At 52.1% G+C, this 16,700-nt stretch carries 8 protein-coding genes; all 8 read left to right on the top strand.

Annotated elements, in window-relative coordinates; all coding sequences use genetic code 11:
* The first annotated feature begins 15 nt into the window (after window positions 1-15).
* The 8 genes from M2277_RS16905 (at window position 16) to M2277_RS16870 (ending at window position 16,635) form a co-directional block, all read left to right on the top strand.
* Window positions 16-945 carry an ABC transporter permease gene (locus M2277_RS16905; RefSeq protein ID WP_164481452.1) on the top strand — a complete coding sequence of 310 codons (930 nt, stop codon included), beginning with the start codon at window positions 16-18 and terminating at the stop codon, window positions 943-945.
* A gap of 53 nt (window positions 946-998) precedes the next feature.
* Window positions 999-1,895, top strand: a complete 897-nt coding sequence (locus tag M2277_RS16900; protein ID WP_036638029.1) for a carbohydrate ABC transporter permease — start codon at window positions 999-1,001, stop codon at window positions 1,893-1,895.
* Window positions 1,896-1,921: 26 nt separating this feature from the next.
* Window positions 1,922-4,219, top strand: coding sequence for a glycoside hydrolase family 3 N-terminal domain-containing protein (locus M2277_RS16895; protein ID WP_063479004.1), 2,298 nt, complete (start codon window positions 1,922-1,924; stop codon window positions 4,217-4,219).
* Between the two features lie 3 nt (window positions 4,220-4,222).
* The gene (locus M2277_RS16890) at window positions 4,223-7,345 is read left to right on the top strand and encodes an alpha-mannosidase (protein WP_280755227.1); all 3,123 of its coding nucleotides are present in this window, start codon (window positions 4,223-4,225) and stop codon (window positions 7,343-7,345) included.
* A 22-nt stretch (window positions 7,346-7,367) separates the two neighbouring features.
* Window positions 7,368-8,687 (top strand): glycoside hydrolase family 125 protein, encoded by a 1,320-nt coding sequence (locus tag M2277_RS16885; protein ID WP_280755226.1) that lies wholly within the window; start codon window positions 7,368-7,370, stop codon window positions 8,685-8,687.
* Entirely contained in the window at window positions 8,684-11,824 is a 3,141-nt protein-coding gene (locus M2277_RS16880) for a beta-galactosidase (protein WP_280755225.1), read from the top strand. Before M2277_RS16885 ends, M2277_RS16880 begins: the two co-directional genes overlap by 4 nt.
* Before the next feature lie 21 nt (window positions 11,825-11,845).
* On the top strand, window positions 11,846-14,581 hold the full coding sequence (locus tag M2277_RS16875) for an alpha-mannosidase (protein WP_280755224.1): 2,736 nt from the start codon (window positions 11,846-11,848) through the stop codon (window positions 14,579-14,581).
* Window positions 14,582-14,718: 137 nt separating this feature from the next.
* Complete coding sequence (locus tag M2277_RS16870) at window positions 14,719-16,635, top strand: beta-N-acetylhexosaminidase (RefSeq protein ID WP_280755223.1); 1,917 nt, start codon at window positions 14,719-14,721, stop codon at window positions 16,633-16,635.
* Window positions 16,636-16,700 lie beyond the last annotated feature (65 nt).

Here is a 16,700-nt window from a genome sequence, read left to right as displayed (position 1 = left end):
GTAAGCGTGAGAGCAATCGGACAGTTTTTCAAAAATATTATGACGAATAAGGCCATGCTGTTCATGGTTTTACCGGGGACCCTATGGTTTCTCTTATTCTCATATTTGCCTATGTTCGGGACGATCATTGCATTTAAGGAATACCGCTTTAGCCGGGACGGCTTCTGGGCAAGCATCGTTAATAGTGAATGGGTAGGCTTCCAAAACTTTAAGTTCCTGTTCAGTACCAACGATGCTTACATCATTACCCGCAATACCGTGCTTTATAATTTTGTGTTTATTATTCTCGGTCTCGTTCTTTCCGTGGCACTGGCTATCGTATTGTCTGAAATCGTGAACAAGAAATTGGCCAAAATCTATCAAACCGGGATGTTCTTGCCGTATTTCTTATCTTGGGTTATTGTAGGTTATTTTGCTTTCAGTTTCCTGAGCATGGACAAGGGGATGCTGAATCAAATCCTGGGCTGGTTCGGGATGGAGCCGGTTCAGTGGTATTCCGAGGCCAAGTACTGGCCGATATTCCTGACGCTGATCAGCTTGTGGAAATCCGTAGGTTACAACAGCGTTGTCTATCTGGCAGCGATTATGGGGATCGACAGATCCTTGTACGAGGCGGCAATGATTGACGGAGCGAACAAATGGCAGCAGATTAAAGCCATTACCCTTCCGATGCTGAAACCGCTGATGACAATCTTAACTCTTCTTGCGATCGGTAAAATCTTCTACGCTGACTTTGGTCTGTTCTATCAAGTGCCAAGGGATTCGGGAACGTTGTATTCTGTAACGAATGTTATCGATACCTATGTATACCGTGGTCTGAAAACAACAGGCGAAATCGGAATGAGTACCGCTGCAGGACTGTACCAGTCGGTAGTCGGCTTTATCCTGGTTATGGTATCCAACTACATCGTGCGTAAATATGACAAGGATAACGCTTTGTTCTAATCGATCAATCTACCAAGAAGGGGGTATGTGATGTGTTCAAATCGAAAAGCAAGATGAAAGATTTCCATGAGCTTTCATCCGGGTGGAATGTCGTATTCAACCTGATAGCCGGTATTTTCTCGTTCCTGTGTGTATTTCCGTTCTTATTCGTGATGATCATCTCATTTACAGATGAAGGTTCTCTGGCCCGCAACGGATATCAGATCTGGCCGGAAAAATGGAGCCTTGAGGCTTATAAATATGTATTCCAAACCGGGGATACACTTCTTCGTTCGTACGGCGTTACGATTTTTGTGACGGTTGTAGGTACGCTGATTAGTTTGTTTATTATTTCGCTGTACGCTTATGCGGTCTCCCGCAAAGGGTTCAGATATCGTAATTTCTTCTCGTTCTTTGCATTTTTCACGATGCTGTTTAACGGCGGTTTGGTGCCGACTTATATCGTAGCAACGCAACTGCTCGGCTTGAAGGATTCGATCTGGGCTCTGATCCTGCCACTGGCGGTTAATGCCTTCTATATTATGATTCTTCGAACCTTCTACAGCACGAGTGTTCCGGATGCCATCATTGAATCCGGTAAAATCGACGGCGCGAGTGAATTTAAAATATTCTACAAGCTGGTATTGCCGCTTTCCCTGCCGGGTCTGGCAACCATCGGACTGTTTAGCACCCTCGGCTACTGGAACGACTGGTTTAATGCACTTCTCTATATTGATGATCCCAACCTGGTTCCACTGCAATCCATGCTGATGCGGATTGAGACCAGCATGCAGTTCATCCTGCAGAATTCTCAGAATTCATCTCTTAGCATGGCCGCTCTTCAGAGCATGCCGCAGGATACGTCACGGATGGCCATGGTCGTTCTGGCAACCGGGCCGATTATTCTGGCCTATCCTTTCTTCCAGCGCTATTTCATTCAAGGTCTGACCATCGGCGCGGTTAAAGAATAAATTCTTCATGTACCGGAGGGTATGAGATGACTTATCAAGATTCCAGTAAACCCATTGCGGAAAGAGTGGAACATCTTCTTGGCCTTATGACAACGAAGGAGAAGGTGGGCCAGTTGGTCCAGCCGTTCGGCTGGAAGACCTATGAGGTGAAGGAAGGCCGGATTACCTTAGCGGATTCATTTAAAGAGCAAGTGAAAGATGGCGGCGTCGGCTCCCTGTACGGGACCCTTCGCGCCGATCCATGGACCGGTGTAACACTTGAAACCGGTCTTTCTCCACGTGAAGGAGCGGAAGCCGTTAATCAAATTCAGCGGTATGCAATCGAGAATTCCCGTCTCGGCATTCCGATTCTCATCGGGGAGGAATGCTCGCATGGTCATATGGCCATTGGCGGCACGGTGTTTCCGGTACCGCTCTCAATCGGAAGCACATGGAATGTGGAGTTATACCGGGATATGTGCCGCGCCGTTGCGCTTGAGACGCGCAGTCAGGGCGGTGCTGTGACCTATTCCCCGGTCTTGGACGTTGTACGCGATCCCAGATGGGGACGTACCGAGGAATGTTTTGGCGAAGACCCCTACCTGATCAGTGAATATGCAGTCGCATCGGTTGAAGGCCTTCAAGGCGAGTCTTTGGACAGTCCGAGCAGTGTTGCAGCAACGCTGAAGCATTTCGTAGGTTATGGCAGCTCTGAAGGCGGAAGGAATGCGGGACCTGTGCACATGGGGACCCGTGAGCTGATGGAAGTGGATATGCTGCCGTTTCGGAAGGCCGTGGAAGCGGGAGCTGCCTCCATTATGCCGGCTTATAACGAGATCGATGGCGTGCCTTGCACCGTAAATACGGAGCTGTTAGGCGACATTCTCCGCAAGGAGTGGGGCTTTGACGGCATGGTGATCACCGACTGTGGTGCCATCGACATGCTGGCCAGCGGCCATGATACGGCAGAAGACGGAATGGATGCCGCTGTTCAGGCTCTATCGGCCGGTATCGATATGGAGATGTCGGGTGAGATGTTTGGGAAATATCTGCAAACGGCAATCGAGCAAAACAAGCTGGAGGCCTCCGTTCTGGATGAAGCCGTTCGCCGCGTATTGACTTTGAAATTTAAACTCGGTTTATTTGAGAGTCCATACGTTGAACCACAGATCGCCGAGGAAGTGATTGGCAGCGAACAGCACGTAGAACTTGCCAGACAGCTTGCGGCAGAAGGCATCGTGCTGCTTAAGAATGAAGGAAAGGCCCTGCCGTTACCGAAGGACGGGGGCGTGATTGCTGTCATTGGACCTAATGCCGATCAGGGATACAATCAGCTTGGGGACTATACATCACCACAGCCGCCAGCAAGCGTGGTCACGGTGCTGGATGGGGTTCGTGCCAAGCTGGGGGATGTTCCAGACCATGTATTGTATGCTCCGGGCTGCCGTATTAAGGACGATTCCAGGGAGGGTTTTGAATTCGCATTAGCTTGTGCGGATCAGGCCGATACCGTGGTGTTGGTGCTGGGCGGCTCCAGCGCCCGCGATTTCGGCGAAGGAACGATCGATTTGCGCACAGGGGCTTCGAAGGTCACGGACGACGCTTTAAGCGACATGGACTGCGGCGAAGGCATCGACCGGATGACGCTGCAGCTATCCGGCGTTCAATTGGAAATGGCCCAAGAGATTCATAAGCTTGGCAAGCGGATGATCGTTGTGTATATCAACGGCCGGCCGATTGCGGAACCGTGGATCGACAACCATGCCGATGCCATTCTGGAAGCGTGGTACCCGGGTCAGGAGGGCGGACATGCGATTGCCGACATCCTGTTCGGGGATGTGAATCCGTCCGGGAAGCTAACCTTGTCAATCCCAAAAGATGTCGGACAGCTTCCGGTTTATTACAACGGCAAGCGGTCGCGCGGCAAGCGTTACCTCGAAGAAGATTCCCAGCCGCGTTATCCGTTTGGGTATGGGCTTAGTTACACCGAATTCAGTTATTCGGATATCCAGCTATCCTCGGATGTCATTGGAATCGGCGAAACGGCAGTTGTCACCGTCAACGTCACGAATAGCGGCACTCGGGAAGGATCCGAAGTTGTTCAGCTGTATGTGAGCGATGTGGCCAGCAAATACACAAGACCAGCCTGTGAACTGAAGGGTTTCCGCAAAATATCTCTGAAGGCTGGAGAAAAACGAAAGATTGAATTTACGATAGGCGCCGAACAGCTTCAATATGTCGGTCAAGATTATAAGCAGGTTGTTGAACCAGGTCTGTTCCGAATCATGGTTGGCAGACATGTCAATGACACGCTGAGTGCGGATTTGACCGTGCAGGAGGGCTGATGGATGGAACGCATTAGGCGATTTATACGCGAATTGTCGGAGCGCCAGTGGCTTGAGTCGAGAGAACTCAAGGGGTGGGATATTACGCGGACCACTTATATGGTTCCGGGCGTGTATGAAGACTCAGCCCCTTTTGCCGAAGGACATGACTTCAACAGATTTCCGAGCACGCAGGGCACAACCTATTTCTTTCGAATGAGCCTTGAACTGCCCCCGCAGTGGGCAGATGGCGTGATAGGGCTTCTGTTTCAGTCCGGAGGCGAAGCTTTGCTGCGCGTTAACGGAGCTTCGTATCAGGGTTTGGACCGCAATCATACGTTTGTAACGCTTGATCCGAAGCGCACCGGCATGAACATGGAGCTGGAAATCGAATTATACGATCCGATTCCAGAGCCCGTGGATCCGCTCAATCAGCAGGCTGTCATTCAGCCTCCGATTACCCGAGTACAGAGTCTGCTTGTCAACGTGAACGTGCCTGTTCAGAGTCTGATGTACACTGCAACTGTTATCAGGGATTCGGTTATACTGCTGCCGGACAACGATATGCGGCGCATCCGATTGATGGAGGCCTTGTATCAGGCGATGGATCGTTTTGTAAGTCTGAATGAGGCATCGATCATCGCAGGTGAAATGGTGACCGCGATTGAGCAAGAGCTTGTGCAGCAGGTTACAGCCATTGGCGGCCATGCTGAAGGAACCGAGCACATGGTCGGACAGTCTCATATCGACATCGCCTGGCTGTGGCCGGTCCGGGAAACCGTTCGAAAAACAAGCCGGACCTTCTCCACGGTGGACGCGCTGATGAATGAATACCCGGAATACAAATATGCGCAGAGCCAGCCTTTGCTGTATCAATTCCTGAAAGATCATGATCCCGAGCTGTACGAGAGAGTGAGGGCTAGAATCATGGAGGGACGCTGGGAACTGGTCGGCGGGATGTGGGTCGAGCCGGATTTAAACATTCCGAGCGGAGAGTCCCTCATGCGCCAGATGCTCTATGGACAGCGCTTCTATCAGGAAGAGTTCGGTTTGACATCACATATTGAATGGCTCCCGGATACGTTCGGATATTGTGCATCACTGCCCCAGATATTGAAGCATGGCGGCATTCGTTATTTCATGACAACAAAGCTCGGCTGGAATGATACGAATGTGTTCCCGTACGACTTATTCCACTGGGTAGGCATTGACGGAACACCGATGCTCTCCTATCTTAATCATGGCGTGAACGAGAACACACTGCCAAAAGATGTTCACGAGCATTGGCAGTCTTACCGGCAAAGACCCGTCCATCCGGAGCAGATGCTGCTCTATGGACACGGTGATGGCGGCGGGGGTGTGACTCGCGAGATGCTGGAATATATCAATCGGGCTGAGCTGATGGTTGGGCAGCCTGCCAGCAAGTACAGCACGGCCGCCGAATTTTTCGAAGGGATTGACGCCGCTTCGCCAAAGCTGCCGAAATGGCGCGGGGATTTATATCTTGAGCTGCATCGAGGAACCTACACAACCCACGCACGGAACAAGCGCTTTAACCGCAAGGCGGAAATCTTGTACCGTGAAGCCGAGTTATGGAGCTCGGTTGCATTTCCGTCGATGGGCGGTGGGCAGAAGCAGGAAATCGTCAGCGAGCTGCATGAGGGCTGGAAGCTGATATTGCTTAATCAATTCCATGATATTATTCCGGGCTCTGCCATTACGGAGTCTTATGTTACCTCTGAGAAGGAATATGCCGAGGTGTTCCGGAAGGGGAATCGCAGTCTCTCCCAAGGGCTGCAGGTATTGGCCGGTCAGGCCGATACAGAAGGGGGAGGTCTACCCTATGTCATCTTCAATGGACTTGGATGGGAAAGAAATGCGGTTATTTCGATTGAGGGCGGACCGGAGCTTGTTAGCCACGCTCCCTATGATTCCGATGGAGCGCTGCTGCAGTATGATGTTCGGACCTTAGAGAGCGGCGAAGCCTTTCAGGGCTTGAACCTTTATGTTCAAGGCATCCCCGCGTTTGGTTACAAAACGATTTGGCTTAGACCCTCGGCAGGAAACGAGGCAGCGGCGGAGAAGTGTTCTACTGGACTTTCGGATGGCTGGGAAACGGAGTTTTATAAGGTCCGCTTTAACGCGCAGGGCGAAATCGTGAGTCTGTGGGACAAAGATGCGGAGCGGGAAGTGATTAAGCCAGGGGAAGCCGCAAATCGCTTCCACTTCTTCCATGACCGTCCGACCCTGTGGGATGCATGGGATATCGATACTCGCTATGAGGAGCAAATAGCCGATCAAGCGCAACTGATCGAGATGAGGCTGCTGATGGCGGGTGAAGTACAGGATGTGCTTCGTTTCCGTTGGCGCATCCATAACTCGGAGATCACGCAAGATTTGATTTTTTATCATCATGACCGGCGGATCGACTTCAAGACCTTTGTCAGCTGGAACGAATCGCACAAGCTGCTGAAAGTCGGCTTCCCGATCGCTGTTGTTGCCAATAAGGCAACGTATGAGATTCCGTTCGGTACTATTGAGAGACCGACCCATCGCAATACGAGCTGGGAGCAGGCGCAATATGAGGTCTGCGGACACCGCTTCGCCGATGTATCGGAGCATGGATACGGCGTCAGCCTCATCAATGACTGCAAGTACGGGTACGACATTCAGGACAGCACGATCCGGTTGTCCCTGCTGCGAGCGCCGAAATGGCCCGATGTTACAGCAGACCTGGGAGAGCATGAATTCACATATTCCCTGTATCCGCACGAAGGAGACTGGAGAAATGCCGGCATCGTTCGTAAAGCTGCCGAGCTGAATCATGAACTGCCATGCGTGCGAACAAGTTCGAAGCAGGGCATTCAGCCCTCTGTTCATTCTTTGATCCCATTCGAGAGCCAGCATGTTGTGCTGGATACGGTTAAACCTGCAGAGGATGGAACCGGTTATATTCTGCGATTCTATGAATCCGCCGGGGGTAGAGACGAAGTGAAACTCACTTGGCCTTATCCTTGCGAAACGGTCCATCTGTCCAATGCAGTTGAAGAGGAACTCGAAAGGCTGTATACAGCAGAAGGAAGGTTAACCCTTCATTTCCTGCCGTATGAGATCAAGACCATCAAATTGACTACACAACATACCTAATCAAAAGGAGCCAGAACAAAACATGGAACAATTCAGACTCCCCAAAATACCAATGCCGGAGCTTGAGCTGCCGCAATCGATTCAGGCGGTTCTGCAAGAGGCCGAAGAAAAATTAGCACATCGTCCCAAGCTGCTGCAGCTGTTCAAGAACTGTTTTCCAAACACGCTCGAGACCACAACGAAGCTGATGGAGGACGGGACGACATTTGTTATTACCGGTGACATTCCGGCTATGTGGCTTCGTGATTCCGTAGAACAGGTGATTCATTACATTCCGTTTGCGAAGAACGATCCAGAGCTTCAGCGTATACTCAGCGGATTGATCAAGCGCCATTTCCAATATATTCATATCGATCCTTATGCCAATGCCTTCAATGAATCGGCGAACGACTGGCACTGGAACACAACGGATGAAACCGAGATGTCGCCATGGGTCTGGGAGCGGAAGTTCGAGATCGACTCACTCTGCTTCTCTGTCCGCCTGGCCTACCTGTACTGGAAGGAAACTGGCCTGACGGACGTATTTGATGCAAACTTCAAGTCGGCGATGATCAAAATCATCGAGCTGTTTAAAACCGAACAGCATCATTTCGAGAAATCACCTTACCGTTTCACGCGGGATAACGGCATACCTACCGATTCCTTGCGCAACAACGGATTCGGCATGCCGGTTAACTATACGGGCATGATCTGGTCCGGCTTCCGTTCAAGCGATGATGCCTGCGATTTCCATTACAATATTCCAGGGAATATGTTCGCCGTTGTAGCCCTTCGTCAAATGCAGGAATTTGCGGAATGGGTATTCCGTGATATGAAACTGCTTGATGAGCTGAAGCGCCTTACAGCCGATGTGGATCACGGGATTCAGTTATACGGTATTTACCGTCATCCGGAGTTTGGTCCGATTTACGCTTATGAGACTGATGGTTATGGGAATTACTGTCTGATGGATGATGCAGGCACGCCCGGTCTGATGTCTATTCCGTATCTGGGTTATGTGACTGCAGATGATCCGATCTATCAGAACACCAGACGATTTGCGCTGAGCAAAGAAAATCCTTTCTATTACGAGGGGGCAGTTGCCAAGGGAATTGGCAGTCCGCATACGCCGCCGGATTATATTTGGCATATGGCATTGTCCATGCAGGGAATTACGGCGCAGACGGCAGAAGAGAAGCTGGAGATGATCGCGCTGCTGGAAGCGACCGATGCGGATACCGGCTTCATGCATGAGGGCTTCCATGTCGATGATCCTAAAGTCTTTACCAGATCATGGTTTGCCTGGTCCAACAGCCTGTTCTCGCAATTGGTGTACCAGGCGATGAAAGCAGGGATTCTATGAGTGAACGCCTGATTGTATTCTATGATCCGTCCTTTCCGGCAGCTGAAGCTGCCGGACTGCCGGTATCGGCAGCCGGTCTGGATATGTTCGATTCCGTGTGCGGCGCAGAGAACTTGGCTGAAACGCTGGCAGCAGCAGGGGGACAAGGCGTTAGCTTTGTCAATTTACACGCTCCGTACTTTCCGAAATCCGCCTGGAGAGCCATCCTGGACTTTCTGAGAAATGGCGGCGGCTTGGTCAGTGTTGGGGGTGCCCCATTCAAACGTCCCGTCCGCATGGAGGACGGTGCCTGGGTGGTAGAGCATGAACAGACGGCATATCATCAGCAGCTGAACATTCATGAGGCGCTGCCTGTGGATTGTGGGCGCGTGAATGATTTGATCGCGAGTGAAGATATTCCGCTGATGGAGAACAGTCACAAACGGTTTACCGTTAAGGATACATGGAACTTGGTTCCGCATGTTACCAAGAGCAGCGATCTGCCTCACCAGATGGGCTCGGCAGGACCGATGGATACGCGGATTTATCCGCTCCTCAAGGGATGTACAGCCAAGGGAAGGCAAGTCGCTGCTCCTGTAGTTCTGTGGGAGAACGTTGGCGGGCCGTTTCTGGGAGGTCGCTGGTTGTTTGTAAATCAACCTCTCTCCGCCTCCTTCTGGGAACAGGATGGGGGAGAAGAGGTGCGCCGGTGGGCGGCGTTCTGCGCCAAAGGGATTACCGAGCTGTGGATCAAGCCGAATTATGCAACCTATGAGTCCGGCGAGCGCGCGACCCTGACCCTGCAGGCACAACGGATGGGGCGGAATCTGCCTGTCCATGAGCCGCAGAGCTGGACGTTCCGCATCTCGGTTCAGCATGACCTGGATGAAGCTCCGGTATGGAATCATTCCGTAATCGTTGATGTAACTGGACAATTTCATGTACAGCGCATTCCGGTTGCGCTTGATATCAAGCCGGGATCTTATCGGGTGTTGTGTGAAGCCGAAGGTCCGGATGGAGAAATCCGCAGGCTGAGACAAGGCTTCTGGGGAGCTGATCATGAGCTTTTGGAGACTGGAACGCCAGTCACCTGCAACCGGGATTACTTTATCAAAGATGGCCGCCCGCTGCCTGTTGTCGGGATGACTTACATGACGTCCGATGTCGCGCGTAAGTTCCTGTTCCTTCCGAATACGGATGTGTGGGATCGCGATATGGCGCAAATGCGCAATGCCGGCATCAATTGGATTCGTACCGGGATCTGGACCGCTTACCGCAATATCATGCAGGTGGACGGGCATGCATCCGAAGAGGTTTTGCGTTCGATTGACGCCTTCCTGTTAACGGCGAAGAAGCATGATCTACAGGTCACGTTTACGTTCTTCTCCTTTACACCGGAGACTTGGGAAGGACAGAATCCTTACCTTGATCCGCGAAGCGTGGAAGCGCAGAAGCGGTTTATCCGCTCCATTATCACAAGGCATAAAGCTACGAAGAACGTGGACTGGGATTTGATTAACGAGCCTTCCATGTTCGATCCGCCGCAGATCTTCTCGGACGGTCCTCGTTCAGCTAAGGATTCGTTCGAGCAGCAAGCGTATATCGATTGGCTGAAGAAGCGTCATGGCTCGGTTGAGTCTCTGCAGGAACGCTGGAACATGACTTCCGATCAGCTGCCGGCATTCGAGTCTGCGGTTCCTCCGGGACCTGAAGCCATTAATTTCGACGTTCAAGATATGCATCAAGGGAAAAAGGGCACCCAGTGGCTCGATTATGTTCTCTTCTCGATGGACATGCACAACCGCTGGGCGAAGGAACTATATGATGATATCAAAGCGGTATGCCCTGACCATATGGTTACGGTTGGACAAGATGAGGCCTTAGGAGCACAGCGTCCATCCCCGTTCTTCTATGCGGAGGCTGTGGACTATACAACGGTTCACTCCTGGTGGTTTAACGACTATCTGATCTGGGACGGCATATTTGCCAAAACGCCGGATAAACCAAACCTCATTCAGGAAACGGGCATCATGTACGTGGAAACACCGGATGGCCGGGCTAAGCGGAGCGAAGCCGAGCTTCGGAACCTGCTGGAGCGCAAATATGCGTACGCCTTCTCAACAGGCGGTGCAGGCGCCGTTCATTGGATCTGGAACACAAACTTCTACATGGATAATGCCAATGAATCGCATATCGGAGCTGTCCGCGCTGACGGGACGGAGAAGCCGGAAGCGGATGTGTCGTATGATTTTGGTGCATTCATGGAGGGCATCCGGGACTTGTTTAAGGGACGGAAGCTTGAAGAGACAGCGGTCATTTTCCCATACTCGAACGATTTCTCGAACCGGAAGTTTGCTTTTGAAGCAACAACGAAGGCGACACGCGCCCTGGCTTACGAGCTGAATGTGCCTTTCCGCGCGGTTGGAGAGTATGATCTAAGCTCGCTGCGGAGACATCCGGTGAAATTCATCGTTCTGCCGAGTGCTCATAATATAGATGACCGGGCGTTTGCCGAGTTGGTGGATATCGTAAAAGAAACGGGAGCCACGCTCCTTCTGACCGGACCTGTCGGTCTGGATGCTTATTGGCATCCGGTCGAGCGAATGACGGCAGAGCTGGGACAGCGCAAAGTGGTGAATGTGCGCCGGGAAGAGAGCTTGCGCATCGGGGATGCCACATGGCCCGCGTCATACGGTCATCGGAAAATCGCCGAGCTTAGTAAGGAAATTGTGATCAGCAGCGACGTACATTCAACCGATGAGGCTGGCGACGCCGTCATCGAGGTCAAGCTCGGTGCCGGACGCCTTCTCTGGAGTCCGCTTCCCGTTGAGTTGAATGACCGGATCGATACCCTATCTGCACTGTATCGATACGCATTGGAGTTATCTGCTGCCGACACGGGGCTGATCTGGAGCCAAGGTGGAGACCATTCCGGCGTATACGGACGCAAGGTAACGTTTGAAGAAGGGGCACTCTTCGTATTCGGTTCAGAGCAATCGTGGGATACGAATGTCGAAGTGAAGGATCCTTCAACAGGTCTTATCTATTCATTTATGCTTGAGGCGGATCGCTCGGTACTGTTCGCAGTGGATGCAAGCGGGGACCTGTTATCGGTGTACCGCCCGGATGAGGTTGGAATTACCGTATCGAAAGGCTAATATAAGGGGGACTACGTAGAGATGGATCAATCCAGAAAAGCACATATTATTTCTCATACTCACTGGGACCGCGAGTGGTATTTACCGTATGAAAAGCACCATGTACGGCTGATCGAGCTCATGGACAGCTTGCTCGAGACGATGGATAAGGACTCGGAATACCGCAGCTTTTTCCTGGATGGTCAGACCATTATTATTGAAGATTATTTGCAGGTAAGACCCGAGAAGAAGGAGCAGCTTGAGAAGCTGATCACGGACGGACGCATCATCATCGGGCCTTGGTACATTCTGCAGGATGCGTATCTGACAAGCAGCGAAGCCAATGTGAGAAACATGCAGATTGGGCACCAGGATGCCGAGCGTTATGGCACGGTTGCCAAAATCGGTTATTTCCCAGATACGTTTGGACTTACGGGCCAAATTCCGCAGCTGATGCAACAGTCCGGTATCGATAACGCCTTCTTCGGCCGGGGCGTGAAGCCAACTGGCTTTAACAATACCGTTTCCGATAGCGGTTATGAGTCCTCGTTCTCCGAATTGATGTGGGAAGGTCCGGACGGCTCCAAGGTGCTGGGCATCCTGTTTGCCAACTGGTACAGCAACGGCAACGAAGTTCCTGTTGATGAAGAAGAGGCGAAGAAGTTCTGGGACCGCAAGCTGGCGGATGCCGAGAAGTATGCTTCCACGCCCGAACTGCTCTATATGAACGGTTGCGACCATCAGCCGATTCAGACGGATCTCCCGGAAGGCATCCGTACGGCGAAGAAGCTGTATCCGGATGCGGAGTTCATTCACTCCAATTTTGATGATTACCTGAAAGCGGTTCGTGAGAAACTGCCGCAGGACCTGTCCTCCGTAACAGGAGAGCTGCGCAGCCAGCGGACGGACGGCTGGGGAACGCTTGTGAATACCGCCTCGGCTCGTGTATACCTGAAGCAGATGAACCAGCGCGGCCAGACCCTGCTGGAAAAAGTGGCCGAGCCGCTGGCGTCGTACGCAAGCCTGCTTGGCAAGGAGTATCCGCATCATCTGTTCACTTATGCCTGGAAAACGCTGATGCAGAATCATCCGCATGACAGCATCTGCGGCTGCAGCGTGGACGAGGTTCACCGCGAGATGGTCACCCGCTTCGAGAAAAGCGCCCACATGGCTGAAAATATTGTGGATGACAGCGTCCGCGTGATCGCGGATGCGGTTGACACAACCGGATTCGAGCAGTGGGGCTCTGATCCGCTGCCGCTGGTCGTATTTAATACGACCGGATGGACACGCAGCGGTACGGTCAGCATCGAGCTGGACGCTAAACGGCTCTATTTCCGGGAAGGCTACTCTTTGGAAGAAACGAGCCGCCGGATGAAGGAAATCGATTTGTCCGGCCGCGTTCTGGTTAACGCGCAGGGTGTATCGGTACCGTGTACCGTTGAAGATCTTGGTCTTCAGTTCGGATACGATCTCCCGGATGATCGGTTCCGCCAGCCTTATATGTGCCGCAGGGTCAGACTGACATTCGAGGCAAGCGAAATTGCAGCAATGGGTCTGACAACCTACGCATGGGTGAAAAGTGATAATAAGCCAACTCCGATTAAATCCCTGATCAGCCAATCCAACGTAATGGAGAACGAGCTGCTCAAGGTTGAGATCGAAGGGGACGGTTCCTTCACCTTAACGGATAAGAAGAATGGACAGGTATACCGCGATCTGGGCGTCTATGAGAATACCGGGGATATCGGTAACGAATATATGTATAAACAGCCGGATGGCGAAACGGCATTGACTACAAAAGGCCAAACCGCCAAAATTTCGGTCCTGGAGGATTCACCATACCGCGCTTCCATCGAAATCGTCCATAACTGGTCCATTCCGGCTATGGCCGACGGCAAGCTGGACGAAGAGCAGCATGAACTGGTGTATTACCCGAACCGCAAGGCCCAAAGATCAAGCGAGATGGTGCCGTTGTCCATACGTACCGTGCTCAGCCTGAACCGTTGCGGCAAAGGTGTCGAGATCGAAGCCACGATGGATAATCAGGCGAAGGATCATCGGGTGCGTGCGTTGTTCCCAACGGATCTGCAGGCAGCGTCTCATAACGTGGATTCCATGTTCGAAGTGGCGAAGCGGGACAACGAGCCGGCTGCCGAATGGGAGAACCCGAGTTATACGGCTCATCAGCAGGCCTTCGTGGATGTTACCGCGGCTGCAGCAGGCTTGACGGTGGCGAACCAGGGCTTGAACGAATATGAAGTGCTGCGTGACGGTCGCAACACGATCGCGGTTACACTGCTGCGCTCCGTCGGTGAGCTCGGGGATTGGGGTTACTTCCCAACGCCGGAAGCTCAGTGTATCGGCGTTCATACGGTTCGCATGGAAGTGATTCCGCACCAGGGCGACGGCATCGCTTCCGGCGCTTATGCCGAGGCTTACCAGTTCCAGATCCCATGGACGGTTGCTCAGACCGGAGTTCATGCAGGTACCGTTGCATCGACCTCCGAGCCGCTTGGATGGAGTCATGAAGAGCTTGCCTTCTCTTCCCTGAAGGTGAACCGGAAGACAGGCGATCTGATGCTGCGCTGGTTCAATATGGCAGGCACGGATGCAGAGCTGAAGTTTCAATCTTCCCTGCCAACCCAGGGCGTTTATAAGAGCTCGATATTGGAAGAAGAGGGATCCGTTCAAAGCTTGGATGACAAGGGAAGCTGCACGCTGCCAGTCAAGCCATATGAGATTGTGACACTTGGTGTTAAAGTTTCGGCCGAGTAAGAAACCTAATATATAGGCTGGGAAGGATATTAGCTTCTCGCCTTGGTAAAGCCCGATTCCAAGATGAAGGGATCGGGCTTTGCTGTTTCACACAATGATAGACAGCATCTCAAAAATGGGATCATGGAGGGAATGACATGAAGATTCATTTTGATCACCTGTCTGGAAAACTGCTTGAAGGGATCAGCGAGCTTTCAGACATATTGGACATCTCCATTACAGACGGAGAAGGGATCAAGATTCGGGTCGTTCAGATGGAAGGTCCGATTCAGGTGGCGCTGAAGGATGGGCAGGGACTGATCCGTTACCAGGAGAGCATACACTTTTTCCGTGCGCTCGGTTTGTTTCTGGAGCAGGCCAGGGAAGGGGCTTTATTCGAGCTGACGGCGGAACCGAAGTTTGACTTTAACGGCACGATGCTCGACGTTTCCCGCAATGGCGTTCTCAAGGTGGCGGTGATCAAACAGTTTATCCGTTATATGGCGCTGATGGGACTGAACGGACTGATGATGTATACCGAGGATACGTACGAGGTAGAAGAGCAGCCCTACTTCGGATACATGCGCGGCCGGTATACAGCTTCGGAACTGAAGGAGTGCGACGATTATGCGGATTTGTTCGGCATCGAGATGATTCCGTGTATTCAGACCCTGGGGCATCTGCAGCAAGTGCTAAAATGGGGGTATGCGGCAGATATGAAGGACCATGCCGATATTCTGCTCGCAGGCGAGCCGAAGACATATGCTTTCATTGAGCAGATGATCACAGCCGCATCCGGCATGTTCCGTTCCAAGCGAATTCATATCGGCATGGATGAGGCATTCCAGGTAGGTCTTGGAAATTATCTGAAATTGAACGGGGTTCAGGACCGTTTCCAGATCATGAATGACCATGTCAACCGGGTGCTTGCCATCACCGATCGTCTCGGACTCGAGCCGATGATCTGGAGCGACATGTATTTTAATTTGCTGGCGAATGATTATCAAGGGGCGCTGTACAATGTAAATGCGGATTTCTCGGATGACAATATGAGCCGAATTCCAAAAGGCGTTCAATTTGTGTATTGGGACTATGGACGCCGTGATGAAAACGGATATGAACAGTTATATGAGAAGCATATGAGGCTGGGCTCCAAGCCGATTTTTGCCGGCGGCATCCATATGTGGAACAGTATCTGTCCCAACAACGGCAAGACATGGATGACCAGCCAGCCTGCCCTGCGTGCTGCCAAAACCAAAGGCATCCGCGAGGTGATTGCTACCGCCTGGGGAGATAACGGCAACGAAAGCAATCACTTGGTCATTCTTGCCGGTCTGCAGCTGTTTGCCGAGCATGGATATGGCGATGAGGTTGATGATAAGCTTCTTACAAGGCGGCTCGCGGCCTGTACGGGCATCGATTTGTTTGAATCGCTGAACGCCCTGAAATATATGGATGAGGTTCCCGGCGTGTCGGAGGGCAATCACTGGATGGCGAACCCATCCAAATATTTATTGTGGCAGGATCCCCTGCTAGGGCTGCTGGACAAACATGTGGAAGGTGAAGCGGAAGCTGTGCTGCCCCAGCATTACGCTGGACTGGAGCGGAGATGGCGGCAATGCAAGGAGCAATTCCCGGCACCGTTCAGCCGTCTGTATGAATTTTATGAACGATTGGCATCGGTGCTTGTTATTAAAAGCACCCTCGGCGTTACGCTGAAAAAGTGGTATAAAACGGGACAAAAGGATCAGCTGGCTGAGCTTGCAGCAGCACCGGATTCCCCGTTGCTCGTGCTAAAGCAGCGCATCGAGGCGCTGCGGCTCTCGCACCGTGCGCTCTGGATGAGCACGTACAAGCCCTTTGGCTGGGAAGTACTGGACCTCCGCTACGGGGGGCTGCTGGCACGAATCTCTTCCACACAGGATCGGCTTGCCGATTATGTGGATGGGCATATCGAAGAGATTGAGGAACTGGAAGCCGAGCGGCTGCCGTTCGATCAGAACGGACTTACCGGCAGAGCGCTAGAGGTTAACGTGACCTATCAGGCAGCAGTGACGGCGTCCTGCTTCATCTAAAGAAAAGCTGCTCTTCCAGAGTCTATGCGGACTCATGGAGGGCAGCTCTTTTTTGTGCAGGGTTT

The sequence above is a fragment of the Paenibacillus sp. LBL genome (assembly GCF_029893715.1).
Taxonomy (GTDB): domain Bacteria; phylum Bacillota; class Bacilli; order Paenibacillales; family Paenibacillaceae; genus Paenibacillus_AQ; species Paenibacillus_AQ glucanolyticus.
This window is presented reverse-complemented; position numbering and strand designations above follow the sequence as displayed.